The sequence below is a fragment of the Bacillus sp. XF8 genome, assembly GCF_017498755.1.
Classification (GTDB): Bacteria; Bacillota; Bacilli; order Bacillales; family Bacillaceae_G; genus Bacillus_A; species Bacillus_A bingmayongensis.
Map to the genome: position 1 here is coordinate 1 of NZ_JAGDQK010000002.1, position 18,913 is coordinate 18,913.

General features: G+C 37.8%; 21 protein-coding genes and 2 other annotated features. Of the genes, 13 read left to right on the forward strand and 8 right to left on the reverse strand.

From position 1 onward, the window contains the following. On the forward strand, positions 1 to 554 hold a 554-nt coding region (locus J4P91_RS00440), incomplete at its 5' end, for a CotO family spore coat protein (protein ID WP_207992538.1). 63 nt (positions 555 to 617) lie between these two features. Here J4P91_RS00440 and J4P91_RS00445 read toward each other — a convergent pair. Further along, positions 618 to 1,265 carry a CotY/CotZ family spore coat protein gene (locus J4P91_RS00445; protein ID WP_207992539.1) on the reverse strand — a complete coding sequence of 216 codons (648 nt, stop codon included), beginning with the start codon at positions 1,263 to 1,265 and terminating at the stop codon, positions 618 to 620. 127 nt (positions 1,266 to 1,392) lie between these two features. Here J4P91_RS00445 and J4P91_RS00450 point away from each other — a divergent pair, with 127 nt between their 5' ends. Further along, entirely contained in the window at positions 1,393 to 1,752 is a 360-nt protein-coding gene (locus tag J4P91_RS00450; protein WP_207992540.1) for a DUF1360 domain-containing protein, read from the forward strand. A gap of 64 nt (positions 1,753 to 1,816) precedes the next feature. Then, a complete protein-coding gene (locus J4P91_RS00455) occupies positions 1,817 to 2,023 on the forward strand; it encodes a cytochrome C oxidase subunit III (RefSeq protein WP_207992541.1) in 207 nt (68 codons plus the stop codon). 366 nt (positions 2,024 to 2,389) lie between these two features. On the opposite strand, the gene J4P91_RS00460 is transcribed toward J4P91_RS00455, so the two are convergent. The 4 genes from J4P91_RS00460 to J4P91_RS00475 form a co-directional block, all read right to left on the reverse strand. After that, positions 2,390 to 4,453 carry an ATP-dependent helicase gene (locus J4P91_RS00460; RefSeq protein WP_207992542.1) on the reverse strand — a complete coding sequence of 688 codons (2,064 nt, stop codon included), beginning with the start codon at positions 4,451 to 4,453 and terminating at the stop codon, positions 2,390 to 2,392. A 101-nt stretch (positions 4,454 to 4,554) separates the two neighbouring features. Then, positions 4,555 to 4,977, reverse strand: coding sequence for a GNAT family N-acetyltransferase (locus tag J4P91_RS00465; RefSeq protein ID WP_207992543.1), 423 nt, complete (start codon positions 4,975 to 4,977; stop codon positions 4,555 to 4,557). Between the two features lies 1 nt (position 4,978). Beyond that, on the reverse strand, positions 4,979 to 5,497 hold the full coding sequence (locus J4P91_RS00470) for a YjcG family protein (protein WP_017152787.1): 519 nt from the start codon (positions 5,495 to 5,497) through the stop codon (positions 4,979 to 4,981). A 92-nt stretch (positions 5,498 to 5,589) separates the two neighbouring features. After that, on the reverse strand, positions 5,590 to 6,321 hold the full coding sequence (locus J4P91_RS00475) for an alpha/beta hydrolase (RefSeq protein ID WP_207992544.1): 732 nt from the start codon (positions 6,319 to 6,321) through the stop codon (positions 5,590 to 5,592). Between the two features lie 207 nt (positions 6,322 to 6,528). On the opposite strand from J4P91_RS00475, the gene J4P91_RS00480 reads away from it, so the two are divergent. The 3 genes from J4P91_RS00480 to J4P91_RS00490 all read left to right on the forward strand — a co-directional run bounded on the left by J4P91_RS00480 (position 6,529) and on the right by J4P91_RS00490 (position 9,049). Continuing rightward, positions 6,529 to 7,440 (forward strand): DMT family transporter, encoded by a 912-nt coding sequence (locus J4P91_RS00480; RefSeq protein WP_207992545.1) that lies wholly within the window; start codon positions 6,529 to 6,531, stop codon positions 7,438 to 7,440. A 385-nt stretch (positions 7,441 to 7,825) separates the two neighbouring features. Continuing rightward, positions 7,826 to 8,242: a VOC family protein gene (locus J4P91_RS00485; protein ID WP_017152784.1), complete on the forward strand. Its 417-nt coding sequence runs from the start codon at positions 7,826 to 7,828 to the stop codon at positions 8,240 to 8,242. A 363-nt stretch (positions 8,243 to 8,605) separates the two neighbouring features. Next, positions 8,606 to 9,049 carry a PH domain-containing protein gene (locus J4P91_RS00490; protein ID WP_207992546.1) on the forward strand — a complete coding sequence of 148 codons (444 nt, stop codon included), beginning with the start codon at positions 8,606 to 8,608 and terminating at the stop codon, positions 9,047 to 9,049. Positions 9,050 to 9,125: 76 nt separating this feature from the next. On the opposite strand, the gene J4P91_RS00495 is transcribed toward J4P91_RS00490, so the two are convergent. Together J4P91_RS00495 and putP are read right to left on the reverse strand one after the other, a co-directional pair. Continuing rightward, positions 9,126 to 9,515: an Ig-like domain-containing protein gene (locus J4P91_RS00495; RefSeq protein WP_207992547.1), complete on the reverse strand. Its 390-nt coding sequence runs from the start codon at positions 9,513 to 9,515 to the stop codon at positions 9,126 to 9,128. A gap of 178 nt (positions 9,516 to 9,693) precedes the next feature. Next, on the reverse strand, positions 9,694 to 11,160 hold the full coding sequence (putP, locus tag J4P91_RS00500; RefSeq protein ID WP_017152781.1) for a sodium/proline symporter PutP: 1,467 nt from the start codon (positions 11,158 to 11,160) through the stop codon (positions 9,694 to 9,696). Positions 11,161 to 11,467: 307 nt separating this feature from the next. Then, positions 11,468 to 11,706, forward strand: a binding site (T-box leader). 112 nt (positions 11,707 to 11,818) lie between these two features. Further along, positions 11,819 to 12,059, forward strand: a binding site (T-box leader). Positions 12,060 to 12,110: 51 nt separating this feature from the next. On the opposite strand from putP, the gene trpE reads away from it, so the two are divergent. From trpE to trpA, 7 genes are read left to right on the forward strand one after another with little or no spacing between them, the layout of a single operon-like run. Further along, positions 12,111 to 13,529: an anthranilate synthase component I gene (trpE, locus tag J4P91_RS00505; protein ID WP_207992548.1), complete on the forward strand. Its 1,419-nt coding sequence runs from the start codon at positions 12,111 to 12,113 to the stop codon at positions 13,527 to 13,529. Beyond that, a complete protein-coding gene (locus J4P91_RS00510) occupies positions 13,526 to 14,113 on the forward strand; it encodes an anthranilate synthase component II (RefSeq protein WP_017152778.1) in 588 nt (195 codons plus the stop codon). Before trpE ends, J4P91_RS00510 begins: the two co-directional genes overlap by 4 nt. Next, positions 14,110 to 15,135: an anthranilate phosphoribosyltransferase gene (trpD, locus tag J4P91_RS00515; RefSeq protein ID WP_207992549.1), complete on the forward strand. Its 1,026-nt coding sequence runs from the start codon at positions 14,110 to 14,112 to the stop codon at positions 15,133 to 15,135. Before J4P91_RS00510 ends, trpD begins: the two co-directional genes overlap by 4 nt. Further along, positions 15,136 to 15,897, forward strand: coding sequence for an indole-3-glycerol phosphate synthase TrpC (gene trpC, locus J4P91_RS00520; RefSeq protein WP_207992550.1), 762 nt, complete (start codon positions 15,136 to 15,138; stop codon positions 15,895 to 15,897). Further along, positions 15,894 to 16,508 (forward strand): phosphoribosylanthranilate isomerase, encoded by a 615-nt coding sequence (locus J4P91_RS00525; protein ID WP_207992551.1) that lies wholly within the window; start codon positions 15,894 to 15,896, stop codon positions 16,506 to 16,508. Before trpC ends, J4P91_RS00525 begins: the two co-directional genes overlap by 4 nt. After that, positions 16,505 to 17,698, forward strand: a complete 1,194-nt coding sequence (gene trpB / locus J4P91_RS00530) for a tryptophan synthase subunit beta (protein WP_017152774.1) — start codon at positions 16,505 to 16,507, stop codon at positions 17,696 to 17,698. Before J4P91_RS00525 ends, trpB begins: the two co-directional genes overlap by 4 nt. Positions 17,699 to 17,701: 3 nt before the next feature. Further along, the gene (trpA, locus tag J4P91_RS00535) at positions 17,702 to 18,463 is read left to right on the forward strand and encodes a tryptophan synthase subunit alpha (protein WP_026049265.1); all 762 of its coding nucleotides are present in this window, start codon (positions 17,702 to 17,704) and stop codon (positions 18,461 to 18,463) included. A 63-nt stretch (positions 18,464 to 18,526) separates the two neighbouring features. On the opposite strand, the gene J4P91_RS00540 is transcribed toward trpA, so the two are convergent. After that, positions 18,527 to 18,889: a hypothetical protein gene (locus J4P91_RS00540; protein ID WP_207992552.1), complete on the reverse strand. Its 363-nt coding sequence runs from the start codon at positions 18,887 to 18,889 to the stop codon at positions 18,527 to 18,529. Positions 18,890 to 18,913 lie beyond the last annotated feature (24 nt).

Below are 18,913 nucleotides of genomic sequence, written 5' to 3' on the forward strand. Positions count from 1 at the left end.
AAGCTGAAGTCATTGAAGAAGTAAAGGAAGCGGATGTAATAACGGAAGCTGAAGTCATTGAAGAAGTAAAGGAAGCGGATGTAATAACGGAAGCTGAAGTCATTGAAGAAGTAAAGGAAGCGAATGTAATAGCGGAAGCTGGAATCATTGAAGAAGTAAAGGAACAGGTGGAATTTACAAAAGAGCAGCAAACTGATGGTGAACAACTTAAAGATGAGCAAACAGAAACAAGAGGAATGGCTGCAAAAGAGAATAAATTATTTTCTAATCCAATAGTAACCGAGAAGAAAAATGAGGAAGTAGGTTTATCTAAAGGAGTGCAGAAGAGAAAGTCCTTCAAAGAGATGAATAATGAAGAAAAACTCTATTTTTTAATACACAAACCTAAGTATATTCCGAAAGTAAGATGTCAAATTAAAACAGTAAAAGAAAATTTAACTGGGTACGTACTTTCTTATGAAGAAGGGTATGTAGCAATCAAAATGATGGAGAAAACAAAAGAAATTAAAGTTAAATTCGAAGATATCGTTCACATTAAAATGATGGGTTTATAGGAACAAATATAGAAAGGTGACAGATACTCTGTCACCTCATAGTTTTTGGGTTTTACAATAAAATTACACTCTTCCAACGAAAGTGTCACGTAAACATTGAATTGCACAGAAGCATCGTAAATCCACTGTAATACAGAAGTTAGTAGATGCTAAACCAAAGAATTCTGTTGTAAGTCTAGGAACAACTCCTGAACCTCCTCCAGTATCTCTGAAAGTAATACCGTTTTGATATTTGCAAATTAAAGCTCTTGCGATTGCTTGGAAATCAGCCTGTGTTGATGGAAGCCCTGCAGTTGGTAAGAATAGTGATAATTCTCTAATAAGATCATCTAAGGCACCAGCGCTAAGATTAGATACATCTGGTATTAATACTCTAAGAACCGCACAACAATCGCCATCTACACTTTCAACGCGTAAAAATGGGGATGGAACAGGGATTGGCAATTCAAAAGCATCAGCTGTTACAGATGCTGTATTAATAACGTTAAAGCAGCCTGCTGGTAAGAAAATGCCCCCTTTTTTATCAAATACTGCGAAAGGGCGGGTATTAGCGATTGGGGAAGTACCACCACAGTTTGCACCTAGAATCGGATTTTCGCAACCAGTCGGGCAACTATCAAGTTGTACGTCTTGTAGTTCGTTGATAAAATTCACGACGTCACATACACAATTGACATCGGAACAGTGCTTTTTGTCATCATTGCAACTCATTCTATACACTCCTTATCATTGAGTTTTGATTTACATTAATAGAATATTGAAGCAAGGGTGAATCGGTTACTCATCTTACAGAGTTTTTTTTATATGGGTAGAAATAATGAAAAGGCAGGAGAGGGAAATGTTATTTACAAGTTGGCTTATGTTCTTTATTTTTGCATGTGCGGCTTTCCGGTTAACGCGGCTTATTGTCTATGATAAAATCACATCATTTTTACGGGCGCCTTTTATTGAAGAGGTACAAATTACCGAACCTGATGGAAGTATTGCCACTTATATGAAAATAAAAGGAACGGGATTGAGAAAATGGATAGGGGAATTGTTAAGTTGTTATTGGTGTACAGGGATATGGGCGAGCGCATTTTTATTGTTATGTCATAATTGGATTCCAAAAGTAATGGAGCCAATTATATTATTATTAGCAGTTGCAGGAGTTGCGGCAATTATTGAGACGATTGTTAGTCGATTGGTGGAAGAATAAGAAATGAGGGAACGAAACAGAGGGATTGTTCATATAGTAAATCGAGCGTAAAAAAATAGAGGAGATGTTTGCGATGACAAATTATCAGCAACCGGATCCATATCATAACATTCAATATTGGCATCAAATGCAGCAACATATGAAGAATCAACAGGCACAACAACAATTGCATCAGCATCAGCTACTAGAACAACAAGGATATGTCAAAAAGAAAAACTGTAATTGTAGCGGGAAGAAACAAATTTTGCCAAATCAACAAAATCAAGGTTAAGTAAACACTCATGTTATCGTGAGTGTTTTTGGTTTTGTATGCAAATTTCAGGTGATAAAAAGGTGGAAAGTTAGAGGGGGATATTGGATTATGTGTAAAGCCGTTTCAATATGATATTCCTAGATGAAAAATTTGTCCCCGATTAGGAAATATATTTATGGAACTACACAAATATAACGAAGCTATTGTGTAGTTTCGGGTTTTTTAGCAAATTATAATTGGATTCCATATCTCCAAATGTGTGTATGTTACGATTGGAGTTCATGTTGGTCAAACTCCCTATCCTCAATTTACATTATTAGAATGTGAGTAGGTTAGGGAAGGATATTATTTGAGGAATATATGAAAAAAAGCCAGCACCACATGTTAAGGTGCTAACTTCTTCGGTAAATCTTTTCGCGCAATATATAAAAAACGAGATATATCTAATTTTTTTCCTCTGAAAAATTGCGGTGAGGAAATATAAAGCTCTTCTTTTGCACGAGTGATCGCAACGTACATTAACCTTCTTTCTTCTTCTAACGCTTCAGAAGTGTCCGTCACGCGGTCATTTGCGTCTTTTAAAGAAGAAGAATGAGGCAGTATGCCATCGCTTGCTCCAAGTAAAAAGACACATGGAAATTCCAGGCCTTTTGCATTGTGAATGGACATAAGGGATACAGCATCTTTTTCGTGCATTGTTTTCAATGCTTCCATTTCTTTTTGGCTTTGAATCGCCGTACTGACAAATTCTAAATAAGCAAGAATATCAGTAAAACGATTTGCTGATTCCATCAGTTCTTCGAGCATTTCTTCTTGTATGTCTTTATGCATTGTAAAGGAAGAACGATCATTACTTTGTAAGTACTCTAAGTATTTACCTTTACCTTTAATAATTTCTTTTAGTGCTTTTTTTGGTTCTAATTCTTTAATAAATTTAATGAAGTCAATTCGGTCGTTTATTTTTTTGACTTGAAATGGTTTTAAACTCGGATTAAGCAATAGAAAATGGAGGAGAGAAGGGAATCTTCCTTCGCCGTATTTCCACTGTTCACGTTCAATAAATGAAATGCATTCATCACGACCAATATACATCGTTGGCAATATGCTTGAGAGCGATTCGATTCGAAACGGTTCATATGCTAGGCGCAGATGATCTAATACTGGTTTAATTAAAGAATGTTCATAGAATGATTGGCTTGCGCCGTGTTTAATGAATGGAACTTTATGAATTGTAAGTTGATCGAGTAAAGAACGGCTTACAGAATGTGTCCGATACAATAAGCAAAAGTCTTTATACGATCGTTCACCGCTTGCTACTTTATCTTGAATGAGTTGTAAAATTTGATTCGCTTCATCAAGAGTAGTTGCAGGACGCGCATAAAAGGGTTGTATGCCTTCTTCATGAACGGAATATAATTCTTTTTTAAAACGTTCTTGATTCAGTTTAATGACTTCGTTTCCAAGTCCAACGATAAATGGATTCGAACGGTAATTTGTATTCAAAGCAATAATCGTTGTATCTTCAAATTCTTTTGGAAATGATAAAATAATTTGATGGCTTGCACCGCGCCAGCCATAGATGGCCTGATCATCGTCACCTGCGATAAATAAATTATTTCGCGGTGTGGCTAATAGTTTTACAATCTCATATTGTGCATAAGACGTATCTTGAAATTCATCCACTTCGATGTAATGGAATCTCTTTTGTAACTGCGTTAATAAAGGTGCATTATTTTCAAGCATATAGAATGTTTCTAGTAAGATATCATCAAAGTCTATATATCCATATCTTTGTTTTACATCTTCATAACGTTCATACACTTCACGAAATTCTTGTTCAACAGGCGTTTTTGCTTGTACATCTTTTGGACGATTTAATTTGTTTTTTTCGAGTGAAATCATTGCGAGCATAGTTTCTGCATCATAATCGTCTTTTAAGCGCAATTCTTTCAAGATTTTCTTTATCATAATTTGTTTATGTTTTTCATTTGCTAAAATTTGCTGGTTATATCCTTGGCTACGAAGCAATTTTAAAAAGACGGAATGGAATGTGCCTGCGACAACGTAGCGACTTGCGGCATGATTCATACCAGGTAAGCTTGCTACGCGGCTTCGAATTTCTTCAGCAGCTTTTTGCGTAAACGTAAGCAGTAAAATGTTGCGTGGATGAACATTTTTCACATTAATTAAATAGCCAACGCGAGTTGTTAAAACAGATGTTTTCCCGCTTCCTGCCCCGGCCAATGTAAGAACGGGACCTTCTGTTGTTCTGACTGCTTCTAATTGTTTTTCATTTAAATAAACACCTTGCTGTTCCAGAGCACGAAAATAAGCTGCATCATTATCCTTCTCTACAATTAAATTGACAGAGGTTTTCGGAATATGATAGGTTGCCTGCGGAACGCTAGCGTGCGTTAATGTTTTTTGCGAAAATTTTTCTTGAGTCATACATTCACCTTCAAAACTATAGCATCAACTTTTAACTTTAGCGGAAGAAAAAGAAAATAGCAATGTAAAAAACAGGAGGGGGTTACCTCCTGTTTAGAAAATCATATTTCTTTTATCATCACAACATGTGGAATATCAGCTTCCATAAATACATCAGAAACAGTTTGATATCCGAGATTCTTATAAAAGGCTTCCGCGTGTGTTTGCGCATGAAGTTTCAATTTGGATAGAGACTCTTCCTTGGCATATGCCTCAAGCGCATCCATAATGATTTTTCCGATTCCTTTTTTGCGATGGGAAGGGAGAACGCATATACGTTCCATTTTTCCGATGCCTTGGGCAATACGAAAGCGACCTGCTCCGACTGGAATATCCTCATCATAGATAACAATGTGTTTGGCGATTTCTTCAAATTGATCGTATTCTTCTTCCGCAGACACATGTTGCTCTTCAACAAAGACTTGTTTACGTACAGAGAATGCATCTCTTAGTTGTTCATCTGTTTGTACGATTTGTGCTTGCAAATTATTTGTTCTCCTTTCCAAGATGGAATGTTTCATGTACTGTCCATGTTTCGTTTTCTAATTGGTATAGAAGGTGGAAACGGTCGATTGGTTGCTCATAATAAAAGTCTTTCATACGTAAGCGACCTAATACATCAGCATGCTCTGCATCTGATAAATTTTGTCCAATTGTTAAGTGTGGTACAAAAGCGTATTCGCGTTCTTGTGTGAAGAATCCTTTATGCATTTCTTCGTTTAAGAATGTAAGTTCAGGTGTTTTTTCTACTTTGAAATAAATAACATTATTAACAGGTGCAAATGAGCTTACCTTTCCAACATGAAGGGTAAACGGATTTGTTTTGTTTGCGATTGTATGCAGTTCCCCAACAATCGCTTCTAATTGTTCATCTGGTGCCTCAAAGGGTGTTTTTAATGTGATATGTGGTGGAACCAATGCATAATGCGGATCATAACGCTTACGCAATCCGTTTGCTTTATCTTGAATCATTTTTGATGGAAAAATTACAATGCCTAGTTTCATCTTTTAATTCCTCCCTTTGTAAGTCTAGTTAGATTTTGAGAAAACAAATCTCTTTTTCTATTATATCAAATAATTCTGAACACTGCTTCCTATTATTTCATTGATAGAATATGAGAAAATGCTTTTGGTAAATCTGTTTGCCAATATTTCCACGTATGATTGCCTTCAAATTCTTCATAGTGTGTTGTAAAGTTTTTTTCTGTTAGTAGCGCGTGCAATTGACGGTTTGGTTCTACAAAATCAGAAACTTGTCCATCTGTTCTTTTCACAGCGGTTTCCTCTGTCCCAATGACATGATAAATGTCCAATGCTTGTGTTTCTGTGAAATCCTTCGCTAACTTAAGCACTGTTTCATCGACAAACGGGGACTGCATAACGACTTTACCGAATGTATGCGGATACATCAGTGCTGTCATAAAGGACACTGTACCCCCAAGGGAATCACCGATTAATACACGACCTTTTCCCATTTGGTATGTTGGATAATTTTCATCAATATATGGCACGAGTTCGTGAGCCAGGAAACGAATATATGCGCTATTTTTTACATCGTTTGGAAAGTATTTTTCTTTCCGATCGTGTACATTTTTATATGGAATACCGACAATAATTGTTCGGTCAATTTCTTCATTTTCACGAAGACGTTCAATTACGCGGTGCGCTTTACCAAGCTGAAAATAATCTCTTCCATCCTGCGCAATGACAACGGTGTGCTTGTGCAGCGGCGTATAATTAGCTGGTAAATAGACGAGAAGTGTCATCTCTTCTTGAAGCGATGTACTGTAAAATGAAAGTTCTTCGATTCTCCCTGTTGCTTGATTCATGTAAATCCCCCTAAATAAAAATATACTGTGTTTTGCTCCGTGAGGGCAGCGCGAATAGTGAAAATGAAAGGTCACATTCACTGCTATGCTTCTCATTTTATATTTTACCATAATGGTGTGAAGAATCTAAAAAATTAGTATTTATATGATAAAAGAAAAAAGCTATAATGAAGTGGGATTTTTACAGGGGAGAGGGGTGAAATCAATTTGAAACAAGAAAAATCAATTGCATTACCGTTAGCAGTTTCTATTATAGCCATTTCATTTGCAGCTGTTTTCGTAAAGATGTCTTCAGCACCATCTTCAATTTTAAGCATGTATCGATTATGGATCATTGTACTCTTTATGCTTCCAATCGTTTGGAAGAAACGTGAAGAGTTTGGCAGAATTCAAAGGCGAGATTGGTTGTTTTTGATAGGATCAGGATTCTTTTTAGCAATTCATTTTCTGTTATGGTTTGCATCTTTAAAATTTACAACTGTAGCAAGCTCAACTATTATTTTAGCGCTCCAGCCCATTGTATCGCTAGTTGGCGGTTTTTTTCTGTTTAAAGAAAGGACGACATATTCGGCAGTTGTAACAATGGGAATTGCGATTCTTGGTGTGATGTGCATTGGATGGGGAGATTTAGGGTTAAGCAGAGAAGCGATAATTGGAGATATTTTATCCTTTTTAAGTGTAATTGCAGTTGTTGGTTATTTATTCATTGGGCAAACAACAGTAAAAAAAGTTTCACACTGGATTTATAGTTTTACTGTGTTTGCATTTGCGGGGATATTTATCGCTATTTATAACGTAGTAATGAGTGTGCCGTTTACAGGATATTCTACATGGGACTGGTGGATTTTCATTTTGCTTGCGATTGTACCAACAGCCTCACATATGATTAATAATTGGCTATTAAATTATGTGAATGCGACGACAATTTCAATGAGTATTTTAGGAGAACCTGTTGGGGCGTCAATACTTGCCTTTTTCTTATTAGGTGAGAAGCTGAATAGTATGCAAATTATCGGTAGCGTTCTCGTATTATGTGGTGTGTTTATTTTCTTGCTGCAACAGCAAAAACGGGTGCAGAAAGAAACAGTACAAAGTGCAGCATTTACGCAAGAGCTGTAGCGTATTTATAGATAATTAGTAGGCTGTTAGGGGCAATCCTAACAGCTTTTTTCTATATAAATTGAAAAATTGATATAAAAACCTTTCTTTGTGGGTGGGAGAGAGGATTCGGCCGTGTATAGAAGCGATCAGTTCCTTTTTTTAGCCCCATGCCAAGTGGAATCAAAGAGAGAACACGAGTGAAGATCTCCTTTTTGTTGAGTAACAATAAAATCGTTACATTTACAATAAAGATGTTCACAAACGTCAGTCATAGTATTCCATTAAAGGGCCATTTTCTTGAATAAGAGAAAGGATTATTCGTAAGTAAATTGAAGTTAATTCAGAAGATGTTATTTAGTTTAGCATCGGGACGTACTACTCAACATTAAGGAGGAAATCGATTATGAGCGACACACAAACATTACGAGGACTAACCACAGTCAGTTTTTGGACGGATGATCTGGCAGCGGCAAAGAAGTGGTACGCCGAGCTATTGGGCATCGAACCATACTTCGAACGTCCAGGATATGCCGAGTTTCGCCTTGGCGACTACCAGCACGAGCTGGGCCTGATAGATAGCCGCTACGCGCCCGATGGTTCAGCGACCGGCCCGGCCGGTGCTGTAGTGTACTGGCACGTCGACGATGTAACAGTAACTTTCAAAAAGCTGCTGTCTATGGGAGCGAAAGAGTACGAGGCACCCACAGAGCGCGGCGAGGGGTTCATTACTGCTTCCGTGGTCGATCCCTTTGGGAACATCTTAGGCATTATGTACAATCAGCACTATTTAGAGGTTCTGGGTTCGACCAGAAAAGCGTGACCCTCGTCCCGACGGCATTCACAGTTCACCGAGGCTTGGTGAATTGCACTGTGGGGCGTAGCAATTATCTGTGCAGTGGCAGCTGTCTCGATTTATGTTATGCTTACCCCAACTGTTCGGTATTAAACTACTATTCTGGAGACAAAAAGCACAAGAAAAGTGAAAAGGGCTTCACGAGGTAATGTTAGTAAAGGACCATTCCAGAATAGGGCACAATTGTGCAATAACACTTAAATTTAAAAACCCCTTCTTAAAATCAGAACGGGGTTATACGTGTTTTAGTTTTTAAAATTAAATAATTTTATATAGTTTGTAAGTCTTTTAATAGAAATTGGTATATAGTGGGTGTAGGGGTGGTTTTATATGTACTTTCCATCTAAAAAAGATGCATGGTTATATCCAATTTATTTGGCGGGGGTAGCTGCTTGTTTTGCTCCTTTTCTTGCAGGTAGAGATTATTTTCTTCTATTCTTCACGGTTCCTTTTGCAATTCTTCTCATTTGGAGCTGGTTTACAACAGGGTATAAGGTAGAAAAGGAACAAATCATCATTCGATATGGCCCGATGAAAAAAAGAATTTCAATCAAAGATATAAGAAAGATTACAACAACAAAAAATCCACTAGCAGCTCCTGCACTGTCTTTTGATAGACTTGAAATCCTTTACGGTTCTCAATTTGAAACAGAACTTGTTTCTCCGCGTGAAGCGCAGCAATTTGTTTCTCCGCGTGAAGCGCAGCAATTTGTTTCTCTTATAAAAAGCATTCATCCACAAATTGAAGTAGCAAATAACTTAATAAATGAATGATAAGAGTGGTCTCAAGGGCCACTCTTATTTTTATCTTTATAAAAAGAATTACATGAGCTAAACAAAGCAAGGAATTTTACTTCGGATTTGTCATAAATGGCTGAACTTGAACGACACATAAATCTCGAAATTTCCCTTCAGCAGTTGTTACGATAATGACGGCCCGTCCAGGGTTCTTTCCCGTTATAATTACTTTGTCCTTCTCTGTGATAACTGTTATGACGTCATGGTTCATATTTTTCCATATAAGCTCTTGGTTTGTTGCTTGAATCGGGAGAACAGAAGCAGATAATTCAGCGCTTTGTCCTACTTTTATTTTTAGTTTATTTTTTTGTATATGCACACCAATTACAGATACAACAGAAGGAGCGAGTGAAATTTGAGGTTTTGACTGTATGTTTGGACAAGAAGCATTTGTAATAAGTGATAGTTTTTTTGAGTTTTGGTGTTGTAGTGATGCCATCATTCTGAAATCTCCTTTCTGTATAAGTGTTGGTACTAATACTATAACGAAGTAGTGTTATGGTAAATTTAACGAAATATAAAGAAATTGTTAATTTCAAGGAGGAAATTGTCGAACAATGAATAAAAGAAAGGAACCTCCGCTTTTATCATAAAAGCGGAGGTTCTCTATTCTAAAAATATTATGCAGTTTTTTCGAATTCCTCGAACTGCTTTTCAACTTCTTTTGAAGATTTTGTTAGTAAACTAACGATAACAATTGCTAGTAAACTTGCTGTGAAACCTGGAATCATTTCATATAGGAAATCTTTTAAAAACTTAAATTGTGTCCACGTAATAACTGTTGCAGCTCCAGCAATCATCCCAGCTAGCGCACCCCATTTTGTCATACGTTTCCAGTATAAACTTAGTAAAACAACAGGACCAAATGAAGAACCAAAGCCAGCCCAAGCGTAGCCAACAAGCGATAGGATTGTGTCATTTTGTTTAAATGCTAATCCACAACCAATAAGTGCAATAACAAGAACGGCCATACGACCAACAAATACAAGCTCGCGATCAGATGCAGAACGTTTAAAGAATGTTCTATATATGTCTTCCGTTACTGCACTTGATGTAACAAGAAGCTGAGAAGAGATTGTACTCATAATAGCCGCTAAAATAGCTGCTAATAAAAATCCAGTAATTAATGGATGGAATAAAATGTTACCTAGTTCAACGAAAATTGTTTCTGGGTCAGAGAGCTTTAATCCCGCTTTTGAATAGTAAGCGATACCGATAAGGCCAGTAAACATAGCTCCTGCTACAGAGAAAATCATCCAGCCCATACCAATTCGGCGTGCACTTTTAATTTCTTTTACAGATGAAATAGCCATAAAGCGCACGATAATATGAGGTTGTCCAGCATAACCAAGACCCCAGGCGAATAATGAAATAATACCTAATACGGATGTTCCTTTAAAAATATCTAATAGCGCTGGGTCAATAGATTTAATTGTATCAAATGCTGGTCCAAGGCCGTTTACATGCATAATTGTTACGACTGGAACAAGTACAAGAGCAACCACCATAATGATACCTTGAACGAAGTCTGTCCAACTTACAGCTAAGAAGCCGCCGAATAATGTGTAAGCTACAACAACGCCTCCAACAATAAGTAATCCAACATGATAATTTAAGCCAAATGAATTTTCGAATAATACAGCACCTGAGACGAATCCTGAAGCTACATAAAATGTGAAAAAGATCATAATAACAAGTCCAGAAACAAGACGTAGCATATGAGATGCATCATGGAAACGATGCTCTAAAAATTCTGGAATAGTAATAGAGTTGTTTGCTATTTCTGAGTAGGTACGTAAGCGAGGAGCGACATAGATCCAGTTTGCGTAGGCGCCAAGTGTTAGGCCAATCGCAATCCAGCTACTACTTAATCCAACGCTAAACATTGCACCGGGTAATCCCATTAACAGCCAGCCGCTCATATCGGCTGCTCCAGCACTTAATGCTGTTACTGCGGGGCCTAGTGTACGCCCGCCAAGCATATAATCTGTTAAGTTGGATGTTTGTTTATAGGCAAAATAGCCAATAACTAGCATCCCGAGCATGTAAATAGAGATAGAAATTAAAATTAACATCTGCGTACTCATGTAGTTCCCCTTCCTTTTGTAATGTCTTTTGATGAACTTTGCATGTTTATAATCTATCATGATTATTTCAGAAAATCCATATACAAATATGAATTTTCTGAAATGTAAGCGTTTTTTGACATCGTTTTATTTTTAGAATATATAATTTTCTGACAAAAAACCTTAATATTAATAGAGTATTTATTATATTTACATAGAAACAGGTTGTTTTGTCAATATAATATTGAATGGAGAAATAAATAAAAATTTTAAAAAAATTATTGACTTATGAAAAAGGAAAGGAATATAATGAGTTCAACTTAAAAAAATGCAAGCGTTGATGAAGAAGAGTACATATTATGAACATGTCAGAGAGCTGATGGTTGGTGCGAATCAGTATGGAATTAATATGGAATGGCCTTCGGAGCTTCCAAACCGAACCGAAAGAAGTAGGCTTTGGCGACAGGATCTCATCGATACAAGAGACACGTATTAACTTTTGATACGGCAAAGTGCGTTACATTTGTAACGAATTAAGGTGGCACCACGGGAGTACCCGTCCTTTCTATAGGATGAGTACTCCCTTTTTGTGTATAAATGTTTGTTCAAAGAGGAGGATAAAGAAATGCGATAGTTATCTTTAACGGACTTTTTGAACATCCCATATAAAAATGAATAAGTAAAATCGTTTAAGTAAGAAGAGTACGTATATTGGAGACGTTCCAGAGAGCCGGGGATAGGTGGGAGCCCGGTGCGGTGCCATATGCGGAATGGGCTTACGAGAGGTATGCTGAACAGATATAAGTAGGCAACCCGGGTTCCGCCGTTACAAGGATAAGGTATATATTTGTACCTGAATAAAGCGGGATGCTTCTGCATCCAACATGAGGTGGTACCACGGTAAATTTATCGTCCTCTACATATTTCGATATGTAGGGGACTTTTTTATTTTTCAGAGTGAGGTGAAAGTCATGATAACGACAGAACAATTTATGATACAAAAGAAACAAGGGAAAACATTTCTTGTAATTGATGAAGAAGAAGGAGATAGCGTAACGCCGATTGCTTTATATCGCCAGATGAAAGGTGAGAAAAAATTTTTACTCGAAAGCTCGCAGCTTCATCAAGATAAAGGTCGTTATTCCTATTTAGGATGTGATCCATATGGAGAAATCAAAAGTAGCGGTGCGAAGGTAGAAATTACGATAAATGGTAGATTTGAGCAAATAGAAGAAAATGTATTACAAGTATTGAAAAAGGCTCTTGCGCCATCAGGGATAGAAAGTCCATTTCCATTTTGCGGAGGGGCAGTTGGATATATTGGTTATGATGTGATTCGGCAATATGAAGATATTGGAGAAGAACTGTTTGACCCGGTAGATATTCCAGAAGTTCATGTATTATTGTACCGGGAGTTTATTGTATACGATCATTTACGTCAAAAATTATCGTTTGTATATGTATACAGAGAAGATGATACAGACTCTTTTGAAGAAGTGTATGAGAGACTGCAGGTATATAAACGAGGTATTTTAAAAGGAGCGAAGGAACAAGTGTCAGAAATGCCGCCTTCCCTAGCCTTTACTTCTTCTATAACAGAAGAAAAATTTTGCGAAATGGTAGAGAAGGCAAAAGAATACATTCGAGCTGGTGATATTTTTCAAGTGGTGTTATCTCAGCGTTTGCAAAGTGAATTTATAGGCGATTCATTTGCACTATATCGCAAACTTCGCATTGCAAATCCATCACCGTATATGTTTTATATTGATTTCCAGGATTATGTTGTACTTGGTTCTTCACCGGAAAGCTTACTTTCAGTACGAGATGATAAGGTGATGACAAATCCGATTGCAGGAACAAGACCACGCGGAAAAACAAAAGCGGAGGATGAAGAGATCGCGAAAGAGCTCTTAGCAAATGAAAAAGAGCGTGCAGAACATATGATGCTTGTAGATTTAGGGCGAAATGATATCGGGCGGGTGAGCGAAGTCGGCTCTGTTGGGCTCGATAAGTATATGAAAGTAGAGAAGTACTCACATGTCATGCATATTGTATCTGAAGTTTCCGGAACATTGCGAAAACAGATGGATTGTTTTGACGCATTAGCCTACTGTTTGCCGGCTGGTACTGTATCTGGAGCACCGAAAATTAGGGCGATGGAGATTATAAATGGATTAGAAACTGAAAAAAGAAATGTGTATGCCGGAGCGGTAGGATATATAGCTTTTTCCGGAAACCTTGATATGGCGCTTGCGATTCGCACAATGGTTGTAAAGGATCAAAAAGCATATGTGCAGGCGGGAGCAGGTATTGTCTATGATTCCAACCCAACCTCTGAATATGAGGAGACGTTAAATAAAGCGAAAGCTCTTTTGGAGGTAATGAAATGATTGTACTCATCGATAACTATGACTCATTCACTTATAACTTGTATCAATTATTAGGGCAATATGAGGAAGAGATTATTGTACTGCGAAATGATAAAGTGACGATTCAAGAACTGGAAGAAATGAAACCAAACGCAATTATTCTCTCGCCAGGACCGGGAAAACCAGAGGATGCAGGGATCTGCACCCAGGTGATCAGGCATTTTTATAAACAAATTCCGATTCTTGGTATTTGCCTAGGGCACCAAGCAATTGTTTCTGCATTTGGCGGTGAAATTGTAAGGGCGGAGCATATAAAACATGGGAAAACATCACGTGTAAAACATAATGGCACATCGATATTTTCATATGTCACACAGCCGTTAACTGCGATGCGCTATCATTCACTCGTAGCGGAAAAGCACACGATTCCAAAGTGTTTTGATGTATTAGCAACAGCGATGGATGATGGGGAAATCATGGCAGTTCGCCATAACTATTATCCACTCTTTGGACTTCAGTTTCACCCAGAGTCAATTGCGACGGAAGAGGGCGGGAAATTAATACGTGCATTTTTATCCAATGTGAAAGAGGGGGAGCGAGTATGAACAGTTATCTTCGGAAATTAGTAGATGGACAGAACTTAACAGAACAGGAAATGTATGAAGCGGGGCTTGCGCTCTTAAATGAGAATACATTAGAAAGCGAAATTGCTGCCTTTTTAGCATTATTAAAAGCAAAGGGAGAAACTTCAGGTGAAATATACGGCCTTGTTCGTGCTCTTCGGGAAAAGGCATTACCATTTGCAAGTCATATAAAAGGAGCCATGGATAATTGCGGAACGGGCGGAGACGGTGCACAAACATTTAACATTAGTACAACATCTGCTTTCGTACTTGCCGGGGTTGGCGTGAAGGTGGCGAAACATGGAAATCGCGCTGTTTCTAGTAAAACAGGAAGTGCAGATCTATTAGAAGAGCTTGGCGTAAATATTGCATGTACACCGAGAGAAATTGATTATTTATTAGAAAAAGTCGGCATTGCTTTTCTATTTGCACCGGCTATGCATCCGGCATTAAGACGCATTATGAAAATAAGAAAAGAGCTAAATGTACCGACCATCTTTAATCTCATTGGTCCGCTTACCAATCCGATTGATTTAGAAACACAGTTTGTTGGCATATACAAACGAGATATGTTATTGCCAGTAGCAGAAGTATTGCAAAAGCTTGGTAGAAAACAAGCGCTTGTTGTAAATGGAAGTGGATTTTTAGATGAAGCATCTCTGCAGGGAGAAAATCATGTTGTAATTTTAAAGGATAACGAGATTATAGAAGTAACTATTGTTCCAGAAAAGTATGGATTTTCACGAGTAAGAAATGAAGAGATAAGGGGCGGGAATGCAAAAGAAAATGCCAATATTACACTGCAAGTATTGCAAGGGGAAAAGAGTGTATACCGTGATACGGTGCTATTAAACGCAGGTCTTGCTCTTTTTGCAAACGGAAAAACAGAGACGATTGAAGAAGGAATTCGCTTAGCTGCTCATAGCATTGATTCTGGAAAGGCGTTAGCGAAATTGAATGCATTAATTCACGCAAGTCATAACAGATTGGAGAAGGTGAACTAAATGGAAACAATTTTAGACAAGATTGTCGAGCAGAAGAAAAAAGAAGTAGAAGTGCTGCACGAAACATATACGCTGGTGAAGCAAAAGCGTAAGTCATACTCTCTTGTAGAAGCATTGAAAAACTTCACAGTCATTGCTGAAGTGAAGCGAGCATCTCCATCTAAAGGTGATATAAATTTACATGTAGACGTATCGAAACAAGTAAAAATGTATGAAGAATGTGGTGCAGGAGCTGTTTCGGTTTTAACGGATGAACAATTTTTCAAAGGATCTATTCACGATTTAGAAACGGCGAGAAGACATAGTAATATTCCGCTATTATGTAAAGATTTTATTATCGATACCATTCAAATTGACCGTGCGTATGAAGCGGGAGCTGATCTCATTTTACTGATCGTTGCGGCATTATCGAAGCAAAAGTTACAAGAGTTATATGAATACGTACAAGAAATCGGATTAGAGGCAATTGTAGAAGTTCACAATGAAGCAGAATTAGAGGTAGCACTAGAACTAAACCCTCATGTGATTGGAATAAACAATAGGAATTTAAAAACATTTGAAGTGGATTTAAGTACAACAGAAAAGCTTGGGAAGCGATTAAATGAAAAGAATATGCTTTGGATTAGTGAAAGTGGAATCCATACGAAAGAAGATATCATGCGTGTCAAGCAAGCTGGTGCAAAAGGAATTCTTGTTGGGGAAGCGCTGATGACTGCACCTTCCGTACAAGACTTTTTTCAATCGCTGAAGGTGACGATATGAAAGTAAAGATTTGCGGCATTACCGATATAGAAACAGCAAAAAGAGCCTGTGAATATGGCGCAGATGCCATTGGATTTGTGTTCGCGAAAAGCAAAAGGGAAATTGCGCCTGAAAAGGCAAAAGAAATTATTGATGAGCTCCCAGCTGGCGTAATGAAAGTGGGCGTTTTTGTAAATGAATCGGTAGAAGTCATCCAGAAAATCGTAAATAATTGTGGCTTAACACATGTACAATTGCATGGAGATGAAGGGAATCATCATATAAAAAGATTGAATATTCCATCTATAAAAGCGCTTGGTGTAAATTCGAGTGAAGATATAAAACAGGCAACAGACTATGAAGTTGATTTTATCTTATTTGATAGCCCGAAAGAAAAGTTTCATGGTGGAAATGGCAAAACATTTTCATGGCCGTTACTAGAGCAGATGTCAGATGAAATTCGTAAAAAGAGCATTTTAGCTGGTGGATTACATCATGGAAATATTACAGAAGCGATTGAAACAGTGAAGCCATATATGGTGGATGTCAGTAGTGGCGTAGAAACAGATGGCAAGAAAGATAGCGAGAAAATAAAACAATTTATTATAAAAGCGAAGGAGTGTTCCATATGAAATATGCATATCCAGATGAAAAAGGTCACTACGGTATATACGGAGGACGTTACGTTCCAGAAACATTAATGCAGTCTGTTTTAGAATTAGAAGAAGCATATAAAGAAGCGATGCAAGATGAAGCGTTTCAGCAAGAATTAGAGCATTATTTACAAACGTATGTTGGAAGGGAGACACCGCTTTATTTTGCTGAAAATCTGACAAAGTATTGCGGAGGCGCCAAAATTTATTTAAAGCGTGAAGATTTAAATCATACAGGAGCTCATAAAATTAACAATACAATTGGGCAGGCGCTTCTTGCAGTACGAATGGGTAAGAAAAAGGTTGTAGCTGAAACAGGAGCTGGACAGCACGGAGTTGCAACAGCGACGGTATGCGCCTTACTCGGTTTAGAGTGCGTCATTTTTATGGGAGAAGAGGATGTAAAACGTCAAAAGTTAAATGTCTTCCGAATGGAACTATTAGGAGCGAAAGTGGAAAGCGTTACAACAGGAAGCAGGACGTTAAAAGATGCAGTAAACGAAGCGCTTCGCTACTGGGTTGCACATGTGCACGATACGCACTATGTAATGGGATCTGTTCTTGGGCCGCATCCATTCCCGCAAATTGTACGTGATTTTCAAAGTGTAATTGGGAAAGAAACGAAGAAGCAATATGAAGCGTTAGAAGGAAAATTACCAGAAGCAGTTGTTGCTTGCATTGGCGGCGGAAGTAATGCAATGGGCATGTTTTATCCATTTGTACATGATGAAGAAGTTGCTCTTTACGGCGTCGAAGCAGCAGGGAAAGGGGTTCATACAGAGAAGCATGCAGCAACATTAACAAAGGGAAGCGTTGGCGTCCTGCACGGTTCGATGATGTATCTTCTTCAAAATGAAGAAGGACAAATTCAGGAGGCGCATTCTATTTCAGCAGGGCTCGATTATCCAGGTGTTGGGCCAGAACATAGCTTGCTAAAAGATATCGGCCGTGTCTCTTACAACTCAATTACAGATGAAGAAGCATTACATGCATTTCAATTACTGACGAAAAAAGAAGGGATTATCCCGGCATTAGAAAGCTCACATGCTGTAGCATATGCACTAAAACTCGCGCCTACAATGAAACAAGATGAAGGACTTGTCATTTGTTTATCAGGCCGTGGTGATAAAGATGTGGAAAGTATAAAACGTTATATGGAAGAGGTGTAAATGATGGGAGTAGAAAGAATTACAGCGGCATTTCAAAATGGAAAAAAAGCATTTATCCCGTATGTAATGGGGGGAGATGGTGGTTTAGAAAAATTAAAGGAACAAATTCGTTTCTTAGATGAAGCGGGAGCAAGCATTGTTGAAATTGGCATTCCTTTTTCTGATCCAGTTGCAGATGGTCCCACAATTCAAAGGGCAGGAAAACGTGCATTAGATAATGGAACAACGCTCGGAGGAATCTTTCAAGCATTAGCGGAAGTAAGACAAGAAGTACAAATTCCATTTGTACTCATGACATATTTGAATCCTATTTTAGCTTTTGGAAAAGAACGTTTTATTGGAAGCTGTCTTGAAGCCGGTGTGGATGGGATTATTGTCCCGGACTTGCCATATGAAGAACAAGATATTATTGCACTGCTTCTTCGTGATGCGAATATTGCTCTTATTCCACTTGTAACAGTAACGAGTCCAGTTGAACGAATTGAAAAGATTACGAGTGAGTCACAAGGGTTTGTCTATGCAGTAACGGTAGCGGGTGTCACTGGAGTTAGACGTGACTTTAAGCAAGAATTGCATAGCTACTTAGAGAATGTAAAAGCGCATGTTCAGCTTCCGGTAGTTGCGGGGTTCGGAATATCGACAACTGAGCAAATAAAGGAAATGATTGGTGTATGTGACGGAGTTGTTGTAGGAAGTAAAGTGATTGAGTTGTTAGAAAAAGAAAAGCAAGAGGAAATTTGTGAATTAATTGCTGCGGTGAAATGAGAAAAAGAGGCTACCTGTTAAGGTAGCCTCTTTTTCATAAAAAATGTTTTAGACTTATTACACTTATAAATCCCTTATGTGTTTCCTAATATCAGCGGCTATTTTAGTAGGATCATCAATTTCAAAAAAGACATATTTGTATTTTTCATGACCCTCTAGTTCGATCATTACAAGAGGTACTCTGTTTTCATAAGAGAGAAAATACCATTCATCGTTATATTTAAAACTACCTTCAAAAATGTTAAGTGCTGAAATTGAAGTTCCAGGCATTCGGAGCATCCATTGTGGAGCATCAAAATAGTCAACATATACATTTTGAATAGTATTATAAGGGATTTTTAATTTTAATTTTAAGGCGAAGAACCCTGTTATTCCATTTAATTTTAGCGTCATACTATCGTTATCAAACTGTACTTCTCTTCCCATATGCCCCCTCCTGATCTTTGTAAA